Annotated in this window: 19 protein-coding genes and 1 riboswitch; of the genes, 13 read left to right on the top strand and 6 right to left on the bottom strand. The window is 65.6% G+C overall.

Annotated elements, in window-relative coordinates; genetic code table 11:
• The first annotated feature begins 35 nt into the window (after positions 1-35).
• From BC1002_RS14250 to BC1002_RS14240, 3 genes are all read left to right on the top strand, one after another.
• Complete coding sequence (locus BC1002_RS14250; RefSeq protein ID WP_041734450.1) at positions 36-4,739, top strand: glutamate synthase-related protein; 4,704 nt, start codon at positions 36-38, stop codon at positions 4,737-4,739.
• Positions 4,740-4,843: 104 nt separating this feature from the next.
• Entirely contained in the window at positions 4,844-6,313 is a 1,470-nt protein-coding gene (locus tag BC1002_RS14245; RefSeq protein ID WP_013090725.1) for a glutamate synthase subunit beta, read from the top strand.
• Between the two features lie 391 nt (positions 6,314-6,704).
• Entirely contained in the window at positions 6,705-7,580 is an 876-nt protein-coding gene (locus tag BC1002_RS14240; RefSeq protein ID WP_013090724.1) for a tyrosine-protein phosphatase, read from the top strand.
• Positions 7,581-7,756: 176 nt separating this feature from the next.
• On the opposite strand, the gene BC1002_RS14235 is transcribed toward BC1002_RS14240, so the two are convergent.
• Positions 7,757-9,064, bottom strand: a complete 1,308-nt coding sequence (locus BC1002_RS14235; RefSeq protein ID WP_013090723.1) for an ATP-binding protein — start codon at positions 9,062-9,064, stop codon at positions 7,757-7,759.
• Complete coding sequence (locus BC1002_RS14230; protein ID WP_013090722.1) at positions 9,061-9,801, bottom strand: response regulator; 741 nt, start codon at positions 9,799-9,801, stop codon at positions 9,061-9,063. The genes BC1002_RS14235 and BC1002_RS14230 overlap by 4 nt, the downstream gene beginning before the upstream one ends.
• Positions 9,802-10,193: 392 nt before the next feature.
• Between BC1002_RS14230 and BC1002_RS14225 the strand changes: the two genes are divergently transcribed.
• The 4 genes from BC1002_RS14225 (at position 10,194) to BC1002_RS14210 (ending at position 12,099) form a co-directional block, all read left to right on the top strand.
• A complete protein-coding gene (locus tag BC1002_RS14225; RefSeq protein WP_013090721.1) occupies positions 10,194-10,385 on the top strand; it encodes a hypothetical protein in 192 nt (63 codons plus the stop codon).
• A gap of 54 nt (positions 10,386-10,439) precedes the next feature.
• A complete protein-coding gene (locus BC1002_RS38445; protein ID WP_041734448.1) occupies positions 10,440-10,598 on the top strand; it encodes a DUF6726 family protein in 159 nt (52 codons plus the stop codon).
• A gap of 3 nt (positions 10,599-10,601) precedes the next feature.
• Positions 10,602-11,315, top strand: coding sequence for a hypothetical protein (locus BC1002_RS14215; protein WP_013090719.1), 714 nt, complete (start codon positions 10,602-10,604; stop codon positions 11,313-11,315).
• 112 nt (positions 11,316-11,427) lie between these two features.
• Entirely contained in the window at positions 11,428-12,099 is a 672-nt protein-coding gene (locus tag BC1002_RS14210) for a flagellar basal body L-ring protein FlgH (protein WP_013090718.1), read from the top strand.
• 83 nt (positions 12,100-12,182) lie between these two features.
• Here the strand turns inward: BC1002_RS14210 and BC1002_RS14205 are convergent, their stop codons facing one another.
• The 4 genes from BC1002_RS14205 to BC1002_RS14190 all read right to left on the bottom strand — a co-directional run bounded on the left by BC1002_RS14205 (position 12,183) and on the right by BC1002_RS14190 (position 16,219).
• Positions 12,183-12,926 carry a response regulator gene (locus tag BC1002_RS14205; protein WP_013090717.1) on the bottom strand — a complete coding sequence of 248 codons (744 nt, stop codon included), beginning with the start codon at positions 12,924-12,926 and terminating at the stop codon, positions 12,183-12,185.
• 101 nt (positions 12,927-13,027) lie between these two features.
• Positions 13,028-13,696, bottom strand: a complete 669-nt coding sequence (locus BC1002_RS14200; RefSeq protein ID WP_013090716.1) for a hypothetical protein — start codon at positions 13,694-13,696, stop codon at positions 13,028-13,030.
• Between the two features lie 64 nt (positions 13,697-13,760).
• Positions 13,761-14,234 carry a hypothetical protein gene (locus BC1002_RS14195; protein WP_013090715.1) on the bottom strand — a complete coding sequence of 158 codons (474 nt, stop codon included), beginning with the start codon at positions 14,232-14,234 and terminating at the stop codon, positions 13,761-13,763.
• Between the two features lie 233 nt (positions 14,235-14,467).
• Entirely contained in the window at positions 14,468-16,219 is a 1,752-nt protein-coding gene (locus tag BC1002_RS14190) for an ABC transporter ATP-binding protein/permease (RefSeq protein ID WP_013090714.1), read from the bottom strand.
• A 429-nt stretch (positions 16,220-16,648) separates the two neighbouring features.
• Positions 16,649-16,772: riboswitch (TPP riboswitch) on the top strand.
• Between the two features lie 221 nt (positions 16,773-16,993).
• On the opposite strand from BC1002_RS14190, the gene BC1002_RS14185 reads away from it, so the two are divergent.
• The 6 genes from BC1002_RS14185 to mlaE all read left to right on the top strand — a co-directional run bounded on the left by BC1002_RS14185 (position 16,994) and on the right by mlaE (position 22,089).
• Positions 16,994-18,124, top strand: coding sequence for an FAD-dependent oxidoreductase (locus BC1002_RS14185; RefSeq protein WP_013090713.1), 1,131 nt, complete (start codon positions 16,994-16,996; stop codon positions 18,122-18,124).
• A gap of 65 nt (positions 18,125-18,189) precedes the next feature.
• Positions 18,190-18,387 (top strand): sulfur carrier protein ThiS, encoded by a 198-nt coding sequence (gene thiS, locus BC1002_RS14180; RefSeq protein ID WP_041734713.1) that lies wholly within the window; start codon positions 18,190-18,192, stop codon positions 18,385-18,387.
• A gap of 106 nt (positions 18,388-18,493) precedes the next feature.
• A complete protein-coding gene (locus tag BC1002_RS14175) occupies positions 18,494-19,309 on the top strand; it encodes a thiazole synthase (protein ID WP_013090711.1) in 816 nt (271 codons plus the stop codon).
• Positions 19,306-20,409 carry a thiamine phosphate synthase gene (gene thiE / locus BC1002_RS36280; RefSeq protein ID WP_013090710.1) on the top strand — a complete coding sequence of 368 codons (1,104 nt, stop codon included), beginning with the start codon at positions 19,306-19,308 and terminating at the stop codon, positions 20,407-20,409. Before BC1002_RS14175 ends, thiE begins: the two co-directional genes overlap by 4 nt.
• A gap of 94 nt (positions 20,410-20,503) precedes the next feature.
• Positions 20,504-21,325: an ABC transporter ATP-binding protein gene (locus BC1002_RS14165; RefSeq protein ID WP_041734709.1), complete on the top strand. Its 822-nt coding sequence runs from the start codon at positions 20,504-20,506 to the stop codon at positions 21,323-21,325.
• Complete coding sequence (mlaE, locus tag BC1002_RS14160) at positions 21,322-22,089, top strand: lipid asymmetry maintenance ABC transporter permease subunit MlaE (protein ID WP_013090708.1); 768 nt, start codon at positions 21,322-21,324, stop codon at positions 22,087-22,089. Before BC1002_RS14165 ends, mlaE begins: the two co-directional genes overlap by 4 nt.

Here is a 22,089-nt window from a genome sequence, read left to right as displayed (position 1 = left end):
ACGGCCTGTCCGGCCTCCTCACAGACGGTGTCCCCATGAACGACCACCAGCAACCGATTCACCCGGTTCCCGCCGCCCAAGGTCTGTACGACCCACAAAACGAGCACGACGCTTGCGGCGTCGGCTTCGTCGCCCATATCAAGGGCCACAAAAGTCACGAAATCATCCAGCAAGGCTTGAAGATTCTCGAGAACCTCGACCACCGGGGCGCCGTCGGCGCCGATCCGCTGATGGGCGACGGCGCGGGCATCCTGATCCAGATTCCGGACGGCTTCTACCGTGAAGAAATGGCCCGCCAAGGCGTGACGCTGCCGCCGGCTGGCGAATACGGCGTCGGCATGATCTTCCTGCCGAAGGAGCACGCGTCGCGCATCGCCTGCGAACAGGAACTCGAGCGGACGGTGAAGGCCGAAGGTCAGGTCGTGCTCGGTTGGCGCGACGTGCCGGTCGACCACGCGATGCCGATCTCGCCGACCGTGAAGGCGAGCGAGCCGCTGATCCGCCAGATCTTCATCGGCCGCGGCAAGGACATCATGGTGACCGATGCACTCGAGCGGAAGCTGTACGTCATCCGCAAGACCGCGAGCCACCGCATCCAGGCGCTGAAGCTCAAGCACGGCAAGGAATACTTCGTGCCGTCGATGTCGGCGCGGACGGTCGTCTACAAGGGTCTGCTGCTCGCGGGTCAGGTCGGCGTCTACTACCGCGACCTGCAGGACGAGCGTGTCGTGTCGGCGCTCGCCCTTGTGCACCAGCGCTTCTCGACCAACACGTTCCCGGCGTGGGAACTGGCACACCCGTACCGCATGATCGCCCACAACGGCGAAATCAACACGGTGAAGGGCAACGTCAACTGGCTGAACGCGCGTACCGGCGCGATCGCCTCGCACGTGCTCGGTGACGACCTGCCGAAGCTGTGGCCGCTGATCTATCCGGGCCAATCGGATACGGCATCGTTCGATAACTGTCTCGAACTGCTGGTGATGGCCGGCTACCCGCTCGTCCACGCAATGATGATGATGATCCCGGAAGCCTGGGAACAGCACACGCTGATGGACGAAAACCGCAAGGCGTTCTACGAGTACCACGCCGCGATGATGGAGCCGTGGGACGGCCCCGCCGCGATCGCGTTCACCGACGGCCGCCAGATCGGCGCGACGCTCGACCGTAACGGTCTGCGTCCGGCGCGCTACATCGTCACCGACGACGACCTCGTGATCATGGCGTCGGAAGCCGGCACGCTGCCTATTCCGGAATCGAAGATCGTCAAGAAGTGGCGTCTGCAGCCGGGCAAGATGTTCCTGATCGACATGGAGCACGGCCGCATCATCGACGACAAGGAACTGAAGGACAACCTCGCCAACGCCAAGCCGTACAAGAGCTGGATCGACGCCGTGCGCATCAAGCTCGACGAGATCGAGCCGAAGGCCGAAGACGTCGTGACGGAGCGCCGCGAAGCTGCTGCGCTGCTGGATCGCCAGCAGGCGTTCGGCTACACCCAGGAAGACCTGAAGTTCCTGATGGCGCCGATGGCGCAAGCGGGTGAGGAAGCCGTCGGCTCGATGGGCAACGACTCGCCGCTCGCGGTCATGTCGAACAAGAACAAGACGCTGTACCACTACTTCAAGCAGCTGTTCGCGCAGGTCACGAACCCGCCGATCGACCCGATCCGTGAAAACATGGTGATGTCGCTCGTGTCGTTCATCGGCCCGAAGCCGAACCTGCTCGACACGAACAACATCAACCCGCCGATGCGACTCGAAGTGTCGCAGCCGGTGCTCGACTTCAAGGACATCGCGAAGATCCGCGCGATCGATCAGTACACCGGCGGCAAGTTCAGCTCGTACGAGCTGAACATCTGCTACCCGGTCGCCTGGGGCAAGGAAGGCATCGAGGCGCGTCTCGCATCGCTGTGCGCGGAAGCCGTCGATGCGGTCAAATCCGGCTACAACATGCTGATCGTGTCGGACCGCAAGACCGACCGCGACAACGTCGCGATTCCGGCGCTGCTAGCGACCGCTGCGATCCACACGCACCTCGTGCAGCAAGGTCTGCGCACGAGCACGGGTCTCGTCGTCGAAACCGGTTCGGCGCGTGAAACGCACCACTTCGCGCTGCTCGCGGGCTATGGCGCGGAAGCCGTGCACCCGTACCTCGCGATGGAAACGCTGAGTCAGCTCGCGGCTGGCCTGAAGGGCGACCTGTCGGCGGAGAAGGCGGTCTACAACTTCACGAAGGCGGTCGGCAAGGGCCTGCAGAAGGTCATGTCGAAGATGGGCATTTCGACCTATATGTCGTACACCGGCGCGCAGATTTTCGAAGCGGTCGGTCTTGCGTCGGATCTGGTGGCGAAGTACTTCCACGGTACGTCGTCGAAGGTCGGCGGCATTGGTCTGTTCGACGTTGCGGAAGAGGCTATCCGTCTGCATCGCGAGGCGTTCGGCGACAACCCGGTCCTCGCGAACATGCTCGACGCGGGCGGCGAATACGCATACCGCGTGCGCGGCGAAGAACATATGTGGACGCCGGATGCGATCGCCAAGCTGCAGCACTCGGCGCGCAGCAACTCGTACCAGACGTACAAGGAATACGCGCATCTGATCAACGATCAGACCAAGCGCCACATGACCTTTCGCGGCCTGTTCGAGTTCAAGTTCGATCCGACCAAGGCGATCCCGCTCGACGAAGTCGAACCGGCAAAGGAAATCGTCAAGCGTTTCGCGACCGGCGCAATGTCGATGGGCTCGATCAGCACCGAAGCGCACGCCACGCTCGCCGTCGCGATGAACCGCATCGGCGGCAAGTCGAACACGGGTGAGGGCGGTGAAGATGCGAACCGTTATCGCAACGAACTGCGCGGCATTCCGATCAAGAACGGCGATACGATGAAGTCCGTGATCGGCGACGAAGTGATCGTCGATATTCCGCTGAAGGAAGGCGATTCGCTGCGCTCGCGCATCAAGCAGGTCGCGTCGGGCCGCTTCGGCGTGACGGCTGAGTACCTCGCGTCGGCCGATCAGATCCAGATCAAGATGGCGCAGGGTGCGAAGCCGGGCGAAGGCGGTCAGCTGCCGGGCCACAAGGTGTCGGACTACATCGGCAAGCTGCGTTACTCGGTGCCGGGCGTCGGCCTCATTTCGCCGCCGCCGCACCACGACATCTACTCGATCGAAGACCTGGCGCAGCTGATTCACGATCTGAAGAACGTGAACGCGTCGTCGAGCATCTCGGTGAAGCTCGTGTCGGAGTCGGGCGTCGGTACGGTTGCCGCCGGTGTCGCGAAAGCGAAGGCCGATCACGTCGTGATCGCCGGTCATGACGGTGGCACGGGTGCGTCGCCGCTGTCGTCGATCAAGCATGCGGGCACGCCGTGGGAACTGGGTCTCGCGGAAACGCAGCAGACGCTGGTGCTGAACCAGCTGCGCGGCCGTATCCGCGTGCAGGCCGACGGTCAGATGAAGACTGGCCGCGACGTCGTGATCGGCGCGCTGCTCGGGGCGGACGAATTCGGCTTCGCGACGGCGCCGCTTGTCGTCGAAGGCTGCATCATGATGCGCAAGTGCCATCTGAACACGTGCCCGGTCGGCGTCGCGACGCAAGATCCGGTGCTGCGTGCGAAGTTCCAGGGGCAGCCGGAACACGTCGTGAACTTCTTCTTCTTCGTTGCGGAAGAAGCGCGCGAAATCATGGCGCAACTCGGTATCCGCAAGTTCGACGACCTGATCGGCCGCGCGGAACTGCTCGATACGAAGAAGGGCATCGAGCACTGGAAGGCGAAGGGCCTCGACTTCTCGCGCGTGTTCTATCAGCCGCAAGTGCCGGCGGAAGTCGCACGCAAGCACGTCGACGTGCAGGATCACGGCCTCGACCGCGCGCTCGACCACACGCTGATCGAAAAGGCGAAGGCCGCGATCGAGAAGGGCGAGCACGTGTCGTTCATCCAGCCGGTGCGCAACGTGAACCGCACGGTCGGCGCGATGCTGTCGGGCACGATCGCGAAGAAGTACGGCCACGAAGGTCTCGCGGACGACGCGATCCACATCCAGCTGAAAGGCACCGCGGGGCAGAGCTTCGGCGCGTTCCTCGCGAAGGGCATCACGCTGGATCTGGTCGGCGACGGCAACGACTACGTGGGCAAGGGCCTGTCGGGCGGCCGCATCATCATCCGTCCGACCAACGATTTCCGCGGCAAGTCGGAAGAGAACATCATCTGCGGTAACACGGTGATGTACGGCGCGATCGAAGGTGAAGCCTTCTTCCGCGGCGTGGCGGGCGAGCGTTTCTGCGTGCGTAATTCGGGCGCGACGGCGGTCGTCGAAGGCACGGGCGATCACGGCTGCGAATACATGACGGGCGGCACGGTGGTCGTGCTCGGCGAGACGGGCCGTAACTTCGCGGCCGGCATGTCGGGCGGTATCGCGTACGTGTTCGATCCGGACGGCACGTTCGCGAGCAAGTGCAACAAGTCGATGGTTTCGCTCGACCCGGTGCTGCAACAGGCCGAACAGGAGCGTACGGTCGACAAGGGCGTGTGGCATCGCGACACGACCGACGAAGCGCTGCTCAAGGGGCTCATCGAGCGTCACTTCCAGTTCACGGGCTCCCCGCGCGCGAAGGCGCTGCTCGAAAACTGGGACGCGGCACGCCGTCAGTTCGTGAAGGTGTTCCCGACCGAATACAAGCGCGCGCTCGGCGAACTCGCGGCGAAGAAGGCGAACAGCGAAGTGCTCGCCGCCTGAGCTGCCTTCACGGAAGTCCCCTTTAGACGTACCCGCCGCGTTCCGATCGATCGGCGCGCGGCGGGTCCAGATTACCCCTAGATACAGATAGAGAAGAGAACCACATGGGCAAGGCAACCGGTTTTCTCGAGTTCGAACGTCGCCACGAGACGTACGAGGCTCCGCTCACGCGTGTGAAGCACTACAAGGAATTCGTCGCGGCGCTGACCGACGACGAAGCGAAGATTCAAGGCGCACGTTGCATGGACTGCGGCATTCCGTTCTGCAACAACGGCTGCCCGGTCAACAACATCATCCCGGACTTCAACGACCTGGTGTTCCGTCAGGACTGGAAGAACGCGATCGAAGTGCTGCATTCGACCAACAACTTCCCCGAGTTCACGGGCCGCATCTGCCCGGCGCCGTGCGAAGCGGCGTGCACGCTCGGCATCAACGACGACCCGGTCGGCATCAAGTCGATCGAGCACGCGATCATCGACAAGGCCTGGGCCGAAGGCTGGGTCGCGCCGCAAACGCCGAAGCACAAGACCGGCAAGAAAGTCGCCGTGGTCGGCTCGGGCCCCGCGGGTCTCGCGGCTGCTCAGCAGCTCGCGCGCGCCGGTCATGACGTGACCGTGTTCGAGAAGAACGACCGGATCGGCGGTCTGCTGCGTTATGGCATCCCCGACTTCAAGCTGGAGAAGTGGCAGATCGACCGCCGCATGCGCCAGATGGAAGCCGAAGGCGTGACGTTCCGCACCAACGTGTTCATCGGCAAGCCGGATTCGCTGCCGGCGCACATCGGCAACACCGCGAAGGAAACCATCACGCCGGCCGAGCTGAACGAACAGTTCGACGCGGTCGTGATCGCCGGTGGTTCGGAAACGCCGCGCGATCTGCCGGTGCCGGGCCGCGAGCTCGAAGGCGTGTATTACGCGATGGAGTTTCTGCCGCAGCAGAACAAAGTCAATGCCGGCGACAAGGTGCCGAACCAGCTGGTCGCGAAGGGCAAGCACGTCGTCGTAATCGGCGGTGGCGATACCGGATCGGACTGCGTGGGTACGTCGAACCGTCATGGCGCAAAGAGCGTCACGCAGTTCGAACTGCTGCCCCAGCCGCCGGAAGAAGAGAACAAGCCGCTCGTGTGGCCCTACTGGCCGATCAAGCTGCGCACGTCGTCGTCGCACGAGGAAGGCTGCGAGCGCGATTGGGCGGTCGCGACCAAGCGTCTCGAAGGCAAGAACGGCAAGGTCGAGAAGCTGATCGCCGCACGCGTCGAATGGAAGGACGGCAAGATGGTCGAAGTGCCGAACTCCGAATTCGAAATGAAGGCCGACCTCGTGCTGCTCGCGATGGGCTTCACGCAGCCGGTTTCGCCGGTGCTCGAAGCGTTCGGCGTCGACAAGGATGCGCGCGGCAACGTGCGCGCCACGACCGAGGGTGAAAAAGCGTACTACACGTCGGTGGACAAGGTGTTCACGGCGGGCGACATGCGTCGCGGCCAGTCGCTCGTGGTGTGGGCGATCCGCGAGGGCCGTCAGTGCGCACGTTCGGTCGATGCATTCCTGATGGGTCATTCGGAACTGCCGCGTTAAGCGTCTCTTCAATTTGCAGGAAGACGTGGAGACGACAAGGTGCCCCATGAAGGGCACCTGTAGCGGTAAAGCGATGCAGTAAGAAAGAAACCGGGCTCGCCTGAAAGGGGGAGCCCGGTTTTCTTTTTGCCTCGTCGCGGTGCGTTATGTCCGCCTCATTTGCGATAACGCCCGAGCGTCCCGCGGCATTTGTTGGCGCGCACCCGGCCCTCTTTTTTCTTACTAACCCCTACGATGTAACGCAAAATTTATTGGTCAACGTTAAACTGCGTTTGCAGCCCGGCTGCGCACTCGATCCTCCTATAACCCGTCGCCCCCAATGCCCGTCACCGCGAAAAACCGTTCGCCTTTCCGCGCCCTTACGAGCACGACCGTGCCCGTGGAGCGCGGCATGCCCGGCGAAACGTCGGCGGCGCGGCGACGCTTTCTGAGGGGCTCGGCCGGTGCGATGCTGGCCGCGGGTTTCGGCAGCACGCTGCTGTCCGCGTGCGGCGGCAGTCTAGAAGCCGAGCAGCCGGCTACGCCGCGACTCGTGTCGGTCAGCAATTTCCGCGATGTCGGCGGCGCGGGTGCCGGCTATCTGACCGTCGACGGCAAGCAGATGCGGCGCGGCGTGTTCTTTCGCGCGAATGCGCTGACGCTGAGCGGCACGGACGTGGCGACGCTCGACAAGCTCGGCATCGTGTCGGTCTACGACCTGCGCACGCCCGCCGAAATCGCGCGCATCGCCGACGTGCTGCCGAGCGGCGCGACATCCGCCACGCTGAATGTGCTCGGCACGAACGACTTCGTCACGCCCCCGGTCGATTCGCCCGTCGACGCCGTGGCGTTCATGCAGGAGCAGGCGCGCGCGTATGTGACGGGCGGCCCGCAGCGAGCCGTCTATGGCGCGTTGCTCGGCGCGCTCGCCAACGGCACGGGCGCGCAGCTATTCCACTCGAGTGCGGGCAAGGACCGCGCGGGCTGGGTCGCGGCGCTGCTGCTCAGCATCGCCAACGTTCCGCTCGACGTGATCATGCAGGACTACCTGCTCAGCAACGTCTATCTCGCGCCATCGATCGCTGCGCAAACTACCACGCTGCGCGCGCAGGAAGGCGCGGCCATCGCCGCGGCGAGAGCGCCGTTGTTCGACGTCGACGAAAATTATCTGCAGGCGGGATTCGACCAGGTACAGGCGAGCTACGGCACGATGGCGAGCTATTTAACGCAAGGCCTCGGTCTTTCCACGGCGACGGTCGACGCGCTGCGCAATCGGCTCGTGCACTGACGCGCTTCGCTGGCCGGGCGATAGCGCAAAAAGAATCCGCCCCAGAGTTGCGGGCGGACAGAGAAGGGCGGCATCGAGGTTGCCGGGAGCGACTATCAGGCCGCAACTCGCGTGACAGCCGATGCGGTAAGGACAGGTAAGTGCCTCGGTCCGCGTCCCCTTACCTGCGAGCATCCTCACGTCAGCGCCGGGTCCACCGGCAATTCGATCCGTACGTCGAGCCCGCCCCGCACATGATTGCGCACGAGGCAGCGTCCGCCCCGATGGTGCGCGAGCCGCGCGACGATCGCTAGACCGAGGCCGCAATGACCTTCGCCGCCGCGCGCGGCGTCGAGCCGCACGAACGGCTTCATTGCCGCGGCGATACGGTCGTCGGGAATGCCTGGGCCGTGATCGCGCACGCTGATGGTCCAATGACGGTCGTTGCACGCGGTTGAGATTTCCACCGGCGGCATGCCGTGTTCGAGCGCGTTGTCGACGAGGTTCGTCACGAGCCGGTCGAGCAGCGTGCGCGGCAGCGTAAACGAGGGGCCGGCGCGCAAGTCGAGTGCGAAGAGCGGGGACTCGGCGGGGTCCGCGGCTTCGGCGGTTTCAGTGGCTTCCGCGAAATCGCCTGAGGAAAACTGCTCTCGCAAGAACTCGTCGACTTCTACAGGCGGTCCAGCGTCCGCCGATTGGCCAGCGAATTCGAGGAACTGCTGGACGATATTGGTCAGCGAATCGACGTCGCGGATCAGGCCAGCGCGTTCGTTTTCGTCGACTAGCACGCTTGCGCGCAACTTCAGGCGCGTGAGCGGGGCCTTCAGATCGTGCGCGACGCCGGCGAGCATCACCGCCTGGTCGTCGCCCGCTTCGTTCAGGCGCCGCATCATGTCGTTGAACGAGCCGATCAGATCGCGCAGTTCGCGCGGGCCCTGCACCGGCACGGGTTCGGGCCGGCCGCCCGAGCCGAACGCGCGAGACGCATCGGCCACGCGCAACAACGGCCGTTGCATCTGCCATACCGCGAACAACGACAGGATCAGCCCGGCGGCCAGCATCGATACCGATTCGATCAGAAAGCGCGGCGGTGGCGGAACATCGACCGGCACGACGACCCAGTTCGACTTGCCCGGAAACAGCACCCACAGTTGCGGCGGACGCAGATCGTCGACGGCGATCTGCGTGCCGGCCGGCAGGTTCTCGCGCAGATGCCGGCTCAACTCGACCAGCATATGCTCGTGCGGCTCGCGCAGATGCACGCTGGTCGGCATGTTCCAGGTGGGTACCAGATGCACGCGCATCGCCGGCGCGAGCGCGGTGCCCTTGATCGGCTCGCCGTTGATCGCCTGCAGCACGAGCAGAATGCCGCGCGCAAAGCCGTCGATTTCATGGCGCGGCGGCTGCATCGTCACCAGCACGAACCAGCTCGCCTGAATCGTGAACAGCACCGCCGCCGACAGCAACGCCATTCTGCCGAACAGCGTGTTCAGCGGATTTCTCATGCGCTCGGGGCGGCCCCGTGCTCGAAGGGGGGGCCGTTGGCGTCGGGCACGAACACGTAACCCTTGCCGCGCACCGTTTGCACGTAGCACGGGTTCGACGGGTCGTCCTCGATAACGCGGCGCAAGCGCCAGATCGGCACGTCGAGGCTGCGGTCGCGGAACGCGAGGTCGTCGCGATGCACGAGATCGTGAATCAGCACGCGCGACAGCACCTTGTACGGGTTGTTGACGAAGATCTTCAGCAGCGCGAATTCGCTATCGCGCAGCGGCAGCTTGGTGTCGTCGCGGCTCAGCGAGCGCGTCGCGAAGTCCAGTTCGAACGGACCGAAGCGATAGCGCTTGCGTGCTTCTGGCGCGCTCGTGGTGGAGGGCCCGCGCCGGCGCAGCACGGTCTGGATGCGCACCAGCAGTTCGCGCGGATCGAATGGTTTGGTCAAGTAGTCGTCCGCGCCGAGCGACAGACCGACGATGCGATCGGCCACGGTTCCGCGCGCGGTCACGAAGATCACCGGGATGTCGTCGCCGGCGGCGCGCAACGCGGTGAGCGCGCGCAGGCCGTCGGTGTTCGGCATCATGATGTCGAGCACGACGACCGACGGCCGCTCACGCTCGAGACGACGCTGCAAGTGGGTGCCGTCATGCAGCACGGACGCATCGAAGCCGTTCGACTGCAGAAACTTGCAAAGCAGATCGCGTACGACCGGATCGTCGTCGACGATAAGGACCTGTGGATTCATGGCGAAATTCTAGACTGGCGCGCCCGACGCGCGACCGCGCATTTCCTTACCAACGCTTACTGTGTGCCGCGTGGCGCTGGCGGGCTTGCGCCGGGGCGGATCAGCGAAGGTTCCGCGCCTACTTTAGCACTGCCTGATCCTGCTCTCCCCAACGACCGCCACGCGATGACAACGCTTGGCAAGCACTCGGAAGCCCTCGCAAGCCCACGGAACGGGTCGTAACAACCGCGCGAAAGCGTGCTTTGCTTCGCCCATCGTCGGCACTTGCGCGGCGCGATGATTCGTTCCGCAGCACGTCGCGCCGCACGCCGAACGAGGTCCGCTGCCTCGGACGCCGCAGCGCGGCGTTCAACCGACACCAGCGCGCAATGCGCGCCTTCGCGAGGTCCATCATGACGATCCACAACACGCTCGGTTCCACGCCTTTCTCCGCGCCGGCAAAGACGCCGACCACGGCGAAGTCCACCAGTTCGAGCCCCACCGGCGCAGCGGCGAAATCGCAGCAAAGCAGCACGCTCGCGCAGCCTGCACTGCCTGCGCCGGGGCTGGGGCTCATCGGCCATCTCGTCAACACCACTGCGTGAACCGGCGAGGTCCACGTGCCGCTCTCCAGAACTACTGAGCATCGGCGTCGCGCCGTGGCGTGGCTCGTTGCCGGCGCGCTGCTGTTGCCGCTCGGCGGCTGCGGCGCCGCGGCGCTGCCGTGCCGGGTCACGGCGGCGACCCTGAAAGTGCTGCCGGTCGTCGGCCATGCGGCGGCGACGCCTTTCGACATGTGCGCTTCCGCGATCGATTGAATCATGACGCTCACCCGGATGGTTGGTGCATTGATGCTGCTCGGCGGTGTGCTGTCGTGCGCCGCGCATGCGCAGCCTGTCGCGCGCAGTCCGAAGGCGGCCAGCGCGGCATCGAATGGCGTCGTCGCCGACCCGCGCCGGCGCTCGCCGGACGCGCCGTTTTCGTTTCGCGGCGTCGCGCTAGGCATCACGCTCGACGAATTCCGCGCGGGCTCGACCGTACGCGCGACGCCGGTCGGCAGCGTGCCGATCTGCGAGACCGACGTGCAGGCCGGTGCGCTCGGCATGCGGTTGAAGTCGCACGATAGCCTGAGCGTCGCGTGCCGCTGGGCGCATCGCGATGACGAGCGCTGGGCGGTGTCGCAGGCGGTAGTCGATGGCGCGCCGGCGCTCGAACACGTGATGCGCTTCACGCGCATCGACGGGCAAGGCGCGTTGCGTCTTTACGAGATGTCGTTCTTGATCGACGAGCTGACCGCCGAGGATCTGCGCGACGCGCTCGAGGATCGTTATGGGCCGCCGCGTCACGCGACACGCAACGCGGCGGCGCCGGGCGCGATGCCGATGTACGTATGGGAGAACGCGGTCAGTTCGATCACGCTGTGCTTCCTGCCGGGCAGCCGCAATGGCACGCTCACATATCTGCTGAAGGGCTCGGATGCGTGGATGAAAGCGGTCGTGCGGCAGTGGCAGGCGAGCGGCACCGGCGCGGGCTGATGATTGCCCGGCAAGCATGACCATCGGTATGAGCCCATTGCCGAAAGCGGGTGGCGCCGGCTAGCGCCGCCTCGCTTCGACTCCATTTCATCTTTCTCGCCACGGAGATGGTATGACCGCGCTACGTCTCACCTTCGTGCTGGGCGCCGCGAGCTGTGTCGCGGCCTGTTCGAGCACGCAGACCAGGTCGATCGTCGAAACGCCGATGGCGCCCCCGCTCGCGTCCGCGCCATTGAACGTCAACACGCAAGGCGCGATCTATCAGGCCGGAGCGCCGCTGCTGCTGTATGAGACGCCGCGCGCGCAGCATATCGGCGATGTGCTGACGATCCGGCTGTCGGAATCGTATAGCGGCAGCAACAGCGCGAGCGCATCGGCGAACCGCGCGAGCAGCATCACCGCCACCGCCGCGGACCAATCGACGAGCGCCGCGGCGCGGCTTGCCAAACTGTTCAACATCGGCTCGGCCAGCACCGACTACAAAGGGCAGGGCCGTCTGAGCGACATCAGCGACATGACGGGCACGCTCGCCGTGACCGTGATCGGCACGGTGTCGGGCGGCAATCTCGTCGTGTCGGGCGAGAAGGTGATCGCGATGAGCGGTACCCGTGACCGTCTTCGGTTGTCGGGCATCGTCAATCCCAAGGATATCGAAGCAGGCAATTACGTCGCGTCCAGCAAGGTCGCGAACGCGCGCATCGAGCAGGCTGGCCTCGGCATGGTCAACGATGCGACAACGATGGGCTGGCTACAGCGGATGTTTCTGAGTGTGCTGACGTTTTGACCGTCGGCCGCATCAGCGCGGTGCGCGTTATGCGCGACAAGCAGGTCATATCACCCGGCCCCCGATCAGATCGACTCGCACAGCTAGCCGAGCGGCGGCGCGAGCCCGCGTTCGGCCGCGCCGATCTCGCCGTCCGGCACGAACACATAACCGCGTCCCCACACCGTCTGCACGTAGCGCGGCTCCGACGGGTCCACTTCGATCAGTCGACGCAAGCGCCAGATCGATACGTCGAGACTGCGATTGCGATGCGCCTCGCTATTGCCGTGCAGTTTTTCGAGCAGCTGCGCGCGCGTGAGCACGGTCATCGCGTGCGTGACGAACACCTTAAGCATCGCGAATTCGCTCGAACGCAGCGTGATGCGTTCGCCGTCGCGGCGCAGTTCGCGCGCCGGGAAGTTCACCTCGAAGCGGCCGAAATGATAGGGCGCACGTTGCTCGGGCGCGCCCGGCGCGATCGAGCCGCGACGCCTCAGCACGGTGCGAATCCGCGCGACCAGCTCGCTAGGTTCGAACGGCTTGCCGAGGTAGTCGTCGGCGCCGAGTTCGAGGCCGATCACGCGATCGATCGGATCGGCTCGCGCGGTCAACAGAATCACGGGAATGTCGTCGCCGGCGACACGCAGCGCGCGTAGTGCGCTGATGCCATCGAGCTCCGGCATCATGATGTCGAGCACGACCAGCGCGGGTCGCTCCTGCTGCAATCTGCGCTGCAACGCCAGGCCATTTTCCAGCGTGGCGACGTTGAAGCCGCGCCCGTGCAGATATTCGCTGACGAGCTCGCGTACGACGGGATCGTCATCGACGATCAGGATGGTCTGGTTCATTCAGGTCATCTTAGTGAGGCGCACGCGCTGCGCAAAGCGCATGCCGCTTTCCGATCCTTTCCCGTGTAAGGCGCTGCAAGCGACGGAAGAGCCGCGGGTACTCAGTGGCTCGGCGGGAAGGCCTGCGAGGTTTGCAGGGTCTGCTGTTGCTGCTCTTGACGCGCAAAATCGGTCCGATCGACGACCATCCGCTCGATCAACCCGCCGAGCTTCACCGAGGCCGACGAGAAGCGGTCGGTGTTCAGGCCGCCGGTCTGATAACGCGCGGTGACCAGAATGCGGCCGCTCTGGATCAGCGTCAGATCGATGATCGACAGGTACTGGATCGATTCGTCGCTGAACGAGCGGCGCCCATAGTCGATCGCGGCGTTATAGACGAGCCGCGCCTCGCAGCCGGCCGGCGAGGTGCCCGGATTGTAGACGTCCGAACGAATACCGCGCCGCTCGAGCGCGAGTTGCAGCGCCGGCACGAAATCGCCGACCGATACCGTCGGGTTTACTTCGATGCACACGTGCTGCACATCCGCGGGCCGGCCGTTGACGAAGGTCGGCGACGAGTAGTTCGACGCGATCGCGTAGCCGGCCTGGATCACGGAGCCGGTGGCGTCGGCGACCTGGATCAGCGTCCATGCGCAGCCGTCTAGCGTGAGTGTCAGCGTCGCGGCGAAGGCGGCGAGGGCGCAGCGACGCCGGGATATCAGCGAGGCGAACAGACTCAGGCTCGAACGCCTGGATGCCTCTGGCGCGCGCACGGTCGGCGGCGAGGTCATGAGGCGGCGCCCGATTCCGGTCACAAGGTTCGCTGGGTCATCGAAAGCAGCGAGGGCCGCGCGCTCAGCGCGTCACACGCAGCCGCAGTTCGTTCTGACCTTGCACGCTTGCGGTGACGTCCACGCGGCGCGCGTCGGTGGTCACGACGAAATGCTGGCGCACCGGTGTGTTGACGTCGTGCACGACGCGCGGAAAGCAGGCGGCGATGTCGGCGCCGAGTTCTTCGAGCGGATCGTTGACGACGCCGTCGGCTTGCCAGTGCGCGCGCCAGTGGCAGTCGTAAGCGTGGGGGGTAGCGCGGCAATCGTCGGTGTAGGAGACGCCCGGCAGTTGCACGGCGGTCTCGCTCGGCAGTTGCCGGAAATCGCTCGCATCGACGATCTGCGTGAGCGCCGCGCAGATATCGGCGGGCTGGTTCTGCTCGGCCGATTGCGCGGCGTCGACGGCGTTAGTGAAGAGCAGCGCCGCGCCGCAGGCGAGCGCGAGGCGTGGGAGCAAAGTCGGGAGCAGAGGTGAAACACGGCGGGCGAATGACATGGGCGAGGAGTCCAGAGAGCGGTTGCGATCAAAGACGTGACTGACGTCAACGAAGGCCGTCGCATGGCGCGGCCTGTACGACTATCGTCGCTGCTCGCAGGCATTTTCAAAGCGCGGAACAGCTTGCGCGCTTCGCAAATGCTTCCGAACTCTTCTCGTGTCTTTCCGGATGTTGCGCACGACGCGCGGGGGGGCGTCGTGCGCTTAGTTGACTTGAGCGCCGCGCGCGTCGCTCACGCCGCTATCGCTTCGGCCGAACGCTCGACGTCGAGCGTTTCGTCATGGAAGGCAGCAAGCGATTCGCGATGCGCGACGCTGACGATCGCCGCCTTCGGCAGCCGCTCGGTGAACAGTCGATAGAGCCGCGCCTCGTTTTCCGCGTCGAGCGCGCTGGTCGCTTCGTCGAGGAACAGGTAGTCGGGCTTGTGCAGCAGCACGCGCGCGGCGGCGAAGCGCTGCTGCTCACCCGGCGACAGCACGCGGGTCCAGTGCCCCGTTTCCTGCAGACGGTCCGCGTATTCCGACAGATGGCAGGTGATGAGCGCGTCGCGGCATTCGTCGTCGCCATAGGTGTCCGCCGCCGACGGATACGCGAGCGCCGCCTTCAGCGTGCCGATCGGCATGTAGCTGACCTGCGGGATGAACATCATGCGCGCATTGACCGGCGCGTCGATCGAGCCGTCGCCGAACGGCCACAGGCCCGCGAGCGCCCGCATCAGCGTGCTCTTGCCGGCGCCCGACGGACCGCGCACGAGCCAGCGCGAGCCCGGCCGGATCGCGATATCGCGGATGCGCGACAGCGGGTTGCCATTGGGCAGCGCAAGCGTGAGGCTGTCGGTGGTAAGCGTGTTGCTGTCGACGAAATGCAGATTGATGCCGCCGTGTTCCGTGGCCGGCGACACCGATTCCTTCAGACGCGGCGAATGCACGACGCGCTTGAATTCGCGCAACCGGTTCACGGTCGCGCGCCATTCGACGAGGCTCGTATAACTGTTGATGAACCACGAGAACGAATCGCTGACGGTGCCGAACGCGCTCGAAATCTGCATCAGCACGCCGAACGTGAACGCGCCCGCGAAGTAGCGCGGCGCGGCGACGACGATCGGGAAAATAATCGCGATCTGGCCGTAGAAGCTCAGCACGAAGGTCAGGCGCTTCGTGTACTTCATCACCTGCCACCAGTTGTCGCGGATGCGGCCGAACAGCGTGCGCGCGTTCGTCTTCTCGGTTTCCATGCCGTTGTAGAACGCGATCTGCTCGGCGTTCTCGCGCAGCCGGATCAGACCGAAACGGAAATCAGCCTCCACTTTCTGCGCCTGATAGTTGATCGACACGAGCGGATGGCCGACCTTCTGCATGACGAGCGAACCGGCCACCGCATACAGCGCGGCGGCCCACACCATATAGCCGGGGATATGCAGCGGCATGCCGCCGAGCGAAATACTCAGCGCGCCCGCGAGCGTCCACAGGATCGTGATGAACGATACGAGAGTGACAACGGTCGACAGCAGATCGAGCGTCAGCGACAACGTGGTGGTCGCGAACGACTGCAGGTCGTCGCTGATCCGCTGGTCGGGGTTGTCGGCGAGGCGGTCACGCTCGATGCGGTAGAACGCGCTGTCGTTGAGCCACTCGTTCAGGTAGCGGGTGGTCAGCCACTGGCGCCAGCGGAAGCCGAGCATCTGGCGCAGATAGCGTCCATACACGGCGAGGATGATGAAGCCGAACGCGAGTCCGGTAAAAATCATCAGCAGATGCGGGAAGTCGTGGACGTTTTTCTGCTGCAGCGCGTTGTAGAAGTCCGCGCTCCAGCGGTTCAGGCGCACGTTGATCCAGACGACGATCAGGTTCATCACGATGATCGTAATGAGCAGCCCCCATGCGATGCCTCGTTCCTCGGAAACCCAGTAAGGCTTGATCAGGCTCCAGGCGGAGACCTTTTCGTCGGGCGGCAGCGCGGGGCTGGCGGAAGTATGTGGTGTCATGAGCGTCCTGATGATGTGCTAACCCGAAGTGCCATTCCGGCGTACGGTCCGATCTGGTTGACCCATGTCGGGCGATCCCGCTAACAGTCGGACCTTTTCGAGGCCGTGACTGCGGCGGGTCTGCAATACCTGGCCGGGCATCGCGCCATCACGCTCGATGAACGCGAGTCCGGACGGGCGCCCGATTCTGGCGTGACGCCCTTAAGCGAAAATTAATTTTTCGGGCCGGCGTCCGCCGGGATGCCGCCGCCGCGCATGCGGCCACGAGCGCCGCGCACGCCGCGTTTTTGCGGCACCGTTCACGGCATTGTGCCAGAGCGCCGGGCCGCTTCGCATCGGCATCTAGTTAGACGGTGCCAGATCAAAATCGCGGCAGCGACGGCGGGCCGCTGGTTTGCGGGCGCCGCGCCTTTTATGGTCTAATGACCTGCGACGAAACAGGGGTGCTTCGCCCACAGGCGGCATGACTTTCATGCCGGGGCGGCGAGGCTGAGAGAGACCCTTTGCACCCGATCCGGGTAATACCGGCGCGGGAAGTTTCCGGAAGCAACCGTCTTCCATTCCCCGCCGGGCGGCGAGCGCAGCTCACATGCACACGCCGTGACCGGCCGGCTTCACCCGCCGGTTTCGTCCTGGGTACGTGCGTTTTTGGCCGTACGGAAAGGACTCGATGACCGCCTATTCTTCAGACATGCATCTTTCTCTTCGTCACGCCGCCTCCGGCGTGTCGTGCCTCTTTGGTTTTGCCCGCCGCAGTCAACCGGAGCGCGCGCGATGAACCGTTCCGCTCGACCTGATTTCGCGGTGCTCGGTGGCGGTTTGTGCGGCCGGCTGGTCGCGTGGCGCCTCGCGGGCGAGGGGCATCGCGTGGCCCTTTACGAGCGCGGCGATGCCGCCGGCTCGCAGGCTGCCGCGTGGGTTGCCGCCGCGATGCTCGCGCCGCTGGCAGAAGCCGCGAGCGCCGAGTTGCTGATCACGCGGCTTGGCGCGAGTTCGCTCGAAAGCTGGCCGCGCGTGCTCGCCGAACTGCCGGAGCCGGTGTTTTTCCAGCGCAACGGCACGCTCGTCGTCTGGCATCACGCGGATCGCACGGAGGCGCCGCTGTTCGAGCGCCGCGTGCGTGCGAACGCGCCGGCCGAGTTGCTCGACGGCGGCTTCGTCGCGCTTTCGGGCGTACAGCTCGGTGCCGCCGAACCCGCGTTGGCCGGCCGCTTCAATCAGGGCTGGCTGCTGCCGCGCGAGGGGCAACTCGACAACCGTCAGGTGCTGTCCGCGCTCGCGGCGGGGCTTGCCGAGCGCGGCGTCGACACGCACTGGAACACGCCGATCGACGACGCGTCGCTGCCCGATGCCGGCATCACGATCGATTGCCGCGGGCTCGGGGCGAAAGCCGTGCTACCGACGCTGCGCGGCATCCGCGGTGAAGTTGCGCGCGTGCATGCACCTCACCTGCAACTGACTCGCCCGGTGCGGCTGCTGCATCCGCGCTACCCGCTGTATATCGCGCCGAAGCAGAACGGCCTCTATGTGATCGGCGCGACCGAGGTGGAGGGCGAGGACATGTCGCCCGTCAGCGTGCGTTCGGCGCTCGAGTTGCTGAGCGCGGCGTTCTCGGTGCATCCGGGCTTTGGCGAGGCGCGCATCCTCGAGCTGAATTCGCAGTGTCGTCCGACCTTGCCCGATCACCGTCCCGCGCTGCTGTGGGACGGCGCGCGCACGCTGCGCGTGAACGGCCTGTATCGGCACGGCTATATGATCGCGCCGGAAGTCGCCGACGAAGCCGTGCGGTTTGCGAGAGCGCTGCTCGACGGCCGTGTCGGGGACGCCGACGCATTCGCCGGCTGGCGGCGCGACGCACGCTGGAGCGAGCTGTTCCAACAGCATTTCGCGCGCGAGCCGGCCTGAGCCCAGCGGCCAACGTGCCGCGCGCAATGCCGCTGGCGCCATCGATTGAACCGTATTCGAACACCATGGACATTCATATCAATCAAAAGCCGTTGTCGCTGCCCGAAGGCGCGACTGTCGCCGATGCGCTCGCTGCCTTTGGCGCGCGCCCGCCGTTCGCGGTTGCGCTCAACGGCGATTTCGTCGCGCGTGCGCAGCATGCGGCGCGCGCGTTGCACACGGGCGACCGGCTCGACGTCGTGCAGCCGGTCGCGGGCGGCTGAGCGCGCTCGCGCCAGCCTGTCGCATACCGAACGCAACAACCGTCGCCGAAAACCCATTGCGTCAAGCGGTCGGTTCTAGCCGCGACGGCAAACCAGGATGATGCAAATGACTTCTCACGAGAGCGCCGACGCGCTGACGCTATACGGTCAAACTTTCGCAAGCCGCGTGCTGCTCGGCACGTCGCGCTACCCGTCGCTGCAATCGCTGTCCGATTCGATCGACGCCGCGCGCCCCGGCATGGTGACCGTCGCGCTGCGCCGTCAGATGAACGAGGGCAACGCGGAAGCCGGCTTCTTCGAGCTGCTCAAGCGCCACGGCGTGCCGCTGCTGCCGAATACGGCGGGCTGCCTGAGCGTCGGTGAAGCGGTGACGACCGCGCACATGGCGCGCGAAATCTTCGAGACCGAGTGGATCAAGCTCGAACTGATCGGCGACGACTACACGCTGCAGCCCGACCCGGTCGGTCTGATCGAAGCCGCCGCGCGGCTCGTCAAGGATGGCTTCAAGGTGCTGCCGTACTGCACCGAAGATCTGGTGATCGGCCGCCGTCTGCTCGACGCCGGCTGCGAGGCGCTGATGCCATGGGGCGCGCCGATCGGCACCGGCAAGGGCGTGATCAATCCGTACGGGCTGCGGGTATTGCGCGAGCGGCTGCCCGACGTGCCGCTGATCGTCGACGCCGGGCTCGGCGTGCCATCGCATGCGGCGCAGGTGATGGAATGGGGCTTCGACGGCGTGCTGCTGAACACGGCGGTGTCGCAGGCGACGCATCCCGACGCAATGGCGCGCGCATTTGCGCTGGGCGTCGAGGCGGGCCGGCAAGCGTATCTAGCGGGCCCGATGGCCGAGCGCGAGAGTGCGCACGCGAGCACGCCGGTGGTCGGCATGCCGTTCTGGCATCAGGATGGAGGTGCGGCATGACGCAGTCGTTGACGCTGAAGGATCGCGATCTGTTCTGGCCGACGGCCGACGAACTCATCGAAGCCGCCGAGCGCATCCGTGCGCGGCTCGGCGACTGGCCGCCGACCCACGCACCGTGGCGCATCTGCCTGACCGCGCCCGACGAACCGAACGGCGGCGACCTGATCGTGATCGCCGACGCGCAGCCGCACGGCGAGCAGATCGCGCGCTGGCTGACGCGGGGCGCTGGCGTGATCGTCGCTGCGGAAAACCGCGCGACGCTGCATCTGGGCGGTGAGAAATACGGCCTCGAAGGCCGTCTGGCGGAAGACTGGATTGCCGCGCTGGCCGCGTTCCTCGACTGCGGTTTCGATCCGCACGACGCGCTGGTGCTCGCGCTCGCGTGGCGCGACGGCGACGAGACCCGCGCCGACGACGCTTTCCCGTCCGACCTCGGCCGCTTTCCGCGCCTTACCGACCTGCCGCCGGCACCCGCCAGGGCGTTCGCGCGCTGCCCGGAAAGGCTCGGCCTGTATCCGGTGCTGCCGACCGCGGACTGGGTCGAACGGGTGGTCGGCTTCGGCGTGAAGACGGTGCAGTTGCGCCGCAAGTCGGCCGAACCCGCCGACGAACTGAAGCGCGAGATCGCCCGCTGCGTGGCTGCCGGCCGCGCGCACGACGCGCAGGTGTTCATCAACGATCATTGGCAGGCGGCGCTCGAGGCGGGCGCGTACGGCGTGCACCTCGGCCAGGAAGACGTGCATACCGCGGATCTGTCCACGCTGGCCAACGCGGGCATCCGCCTGGGCTTGTCCACGCACGGCTTCTACGAGATGCTGAAGGCGCTGCATTTCCGTCCGAGCTACATTGCATTGGGCGCCGTATTCCCGACCACGACCAAGGTCATGCCGACCGCGCCGCAGGGCTTGCGGCGCCTTGCACGCTATGTGCGGCTGCTCGACGGCGTGGTGCCGCTCGTCGCGATCGGCGGGATCGATCTGCAGGTGTTGCCGGACGTGCTCGCAACGGGCGTCGGCTGCGCAGCGGTGGTGCGCGCGGTCACCGAAGCGGCCGACCCGGCCGCCGCCGTTTCGGCGCTGCAACACACGTTTACGCAATAATCGTCAGGCATAGTCAAGGAACGGGGCACCTCAAGGCAGCTTTTGCATGATGGCCCTATAATTCGGCCTTCCGTGTAAAAGGACTGTCAGTTTGGTGCCTTCCTCCCCCGAGACCATACTCGAGCTGCGCGACGTCGACTTCGGTTACGGCGACCGGCTCGTCCTGTCGAATCTGAATCTGCGCTTTCGTCGCGGTCAGGTCGTCGCGGTCATGGGCGGCTCGGGTTGCGGCAAGACCACAGTGCTGCGGCTGATCGGCGGCCTCGTGCGCGCGCAGCGCGGCCAGGTGCTGTTCCATGGCCAGGACATCGGCGGGCAGACGCGCGAAGGACTTTACGCGCTGCGCCGGAAGATGGGCATGCTGTTCCAGTTCGGCGCGCTGTTCACCGACATGTCGGTGTTCGAAAACGTCGCCTTCTCGCTGCGCGAACACACCGATCTCCCTGAAGAACTGCTGCGCGACCTCGTGCTGATGAAGCTCAACGCGGTCGGCCTGCGCGGCGCGCGCGACCTGCTGCCGTCGGAGATTTCGGGCGGCATGGCGCGGCGCGTGGCGCTCGCGCGCGCGATCGCGCTCGACCCCGAACTGATGATGTACGACGAGCCATTCGCCGGCCTCGATCCGATCTCGCTCGGCATCACCGCGAACCTGATCCGCACGCTGAACCAGGCGCTCGGCGCGACGTCGATTCTCGTCACGCACGACGTGCCGGAATCGTTCGCGATCGCCGACTACGTGTACTTCCTGTCCAACGGCGGCGTGCTCGCCGAAGGCACGCCGGACGAGCTGCGCGCGTCGACCGACCCGACCGTGCGGCAGTTCATCGACGGCGCGCCGGACGGCCCGTTCAGATTCCACTATCCGGCGCAGACGCCGCTCGCGGCGGACTTCGGCATCGGCGGAGGCCAGTCATGATCAGTACGATCGGTCGCTCGGTCATCACCGGGCTCGGCACCGCCGGCTACGCGACGCGCTTCTTCCTGCGGCTCGTGCTCGAAATTTTTCCGCTGCTGCGCCGTCCGCGTCTTGTCACGAAGCAGATCCACTTCGTCGGTAATTATTCGCTCGTGATCATCGCGGTGTCGGGGCTGTTCGTCGGCTTCGTGCTCGGGCTGCAAGGCTATTACACGCTGAACCGTTATGGCTCCGAGCAGGCGCTCGGGTTGCTGGTCGCGCTGTCGCTCGTGCGCGAGCTCGGCCCGGTCGTGACCGCGCTGCTGTTCGCCGGGCGCGCGGGCACGTCGCTGACTGCAGAAATCGGCCTGATGAAGGCGGGCGAGCAACTCACCGCGATGGAAATGATGGCCGTCGATCCGGTCAAAGTCGTGATCGCGCCGCGCCTGTGGGCGGGCATTATCTCGATGCCGATCCTCGCGGCGATCTTCAGCGCGGTCGGTGTTCTTGGCGGTTACGTGGTGGGGGTGCTGCTGATCGGCGTCGATGCCGGCGCGTTCTGGTCGCAGATGCAAAGCGGCGTCGACGTGTGGCGCGACGTGGGCGCCGGGGTCGTCAAGAGCGTGGTGTTCGGCCTCGCGGTGACCTTCGTCGCGCTGTTTCAGGGCTACGAGGCGAAGCCGACGCCGGAAGGCGTGTCGCGCGCGACGACCCGCACGGTCGTGTACGCGTCGCTCGCGGTGCTCGGGCTCGACTTCCTGCTGACCGCACTGATGTTCAGCTAA

This window comes from Paraburkholderia atlantica, assembly GCF_000092885.1.
Lineage (GTDB): Bacteria > Pseudomonadota > Gammaproteobacteria > Burkholderiales > Burkholderiaceae > Paraburkholderia > Paraburkholderia atlantica.
Note: the sequence above shows the minus strand (reverse complement) of the source record. Positions and strands in the feature narration are given on the sequence as shown.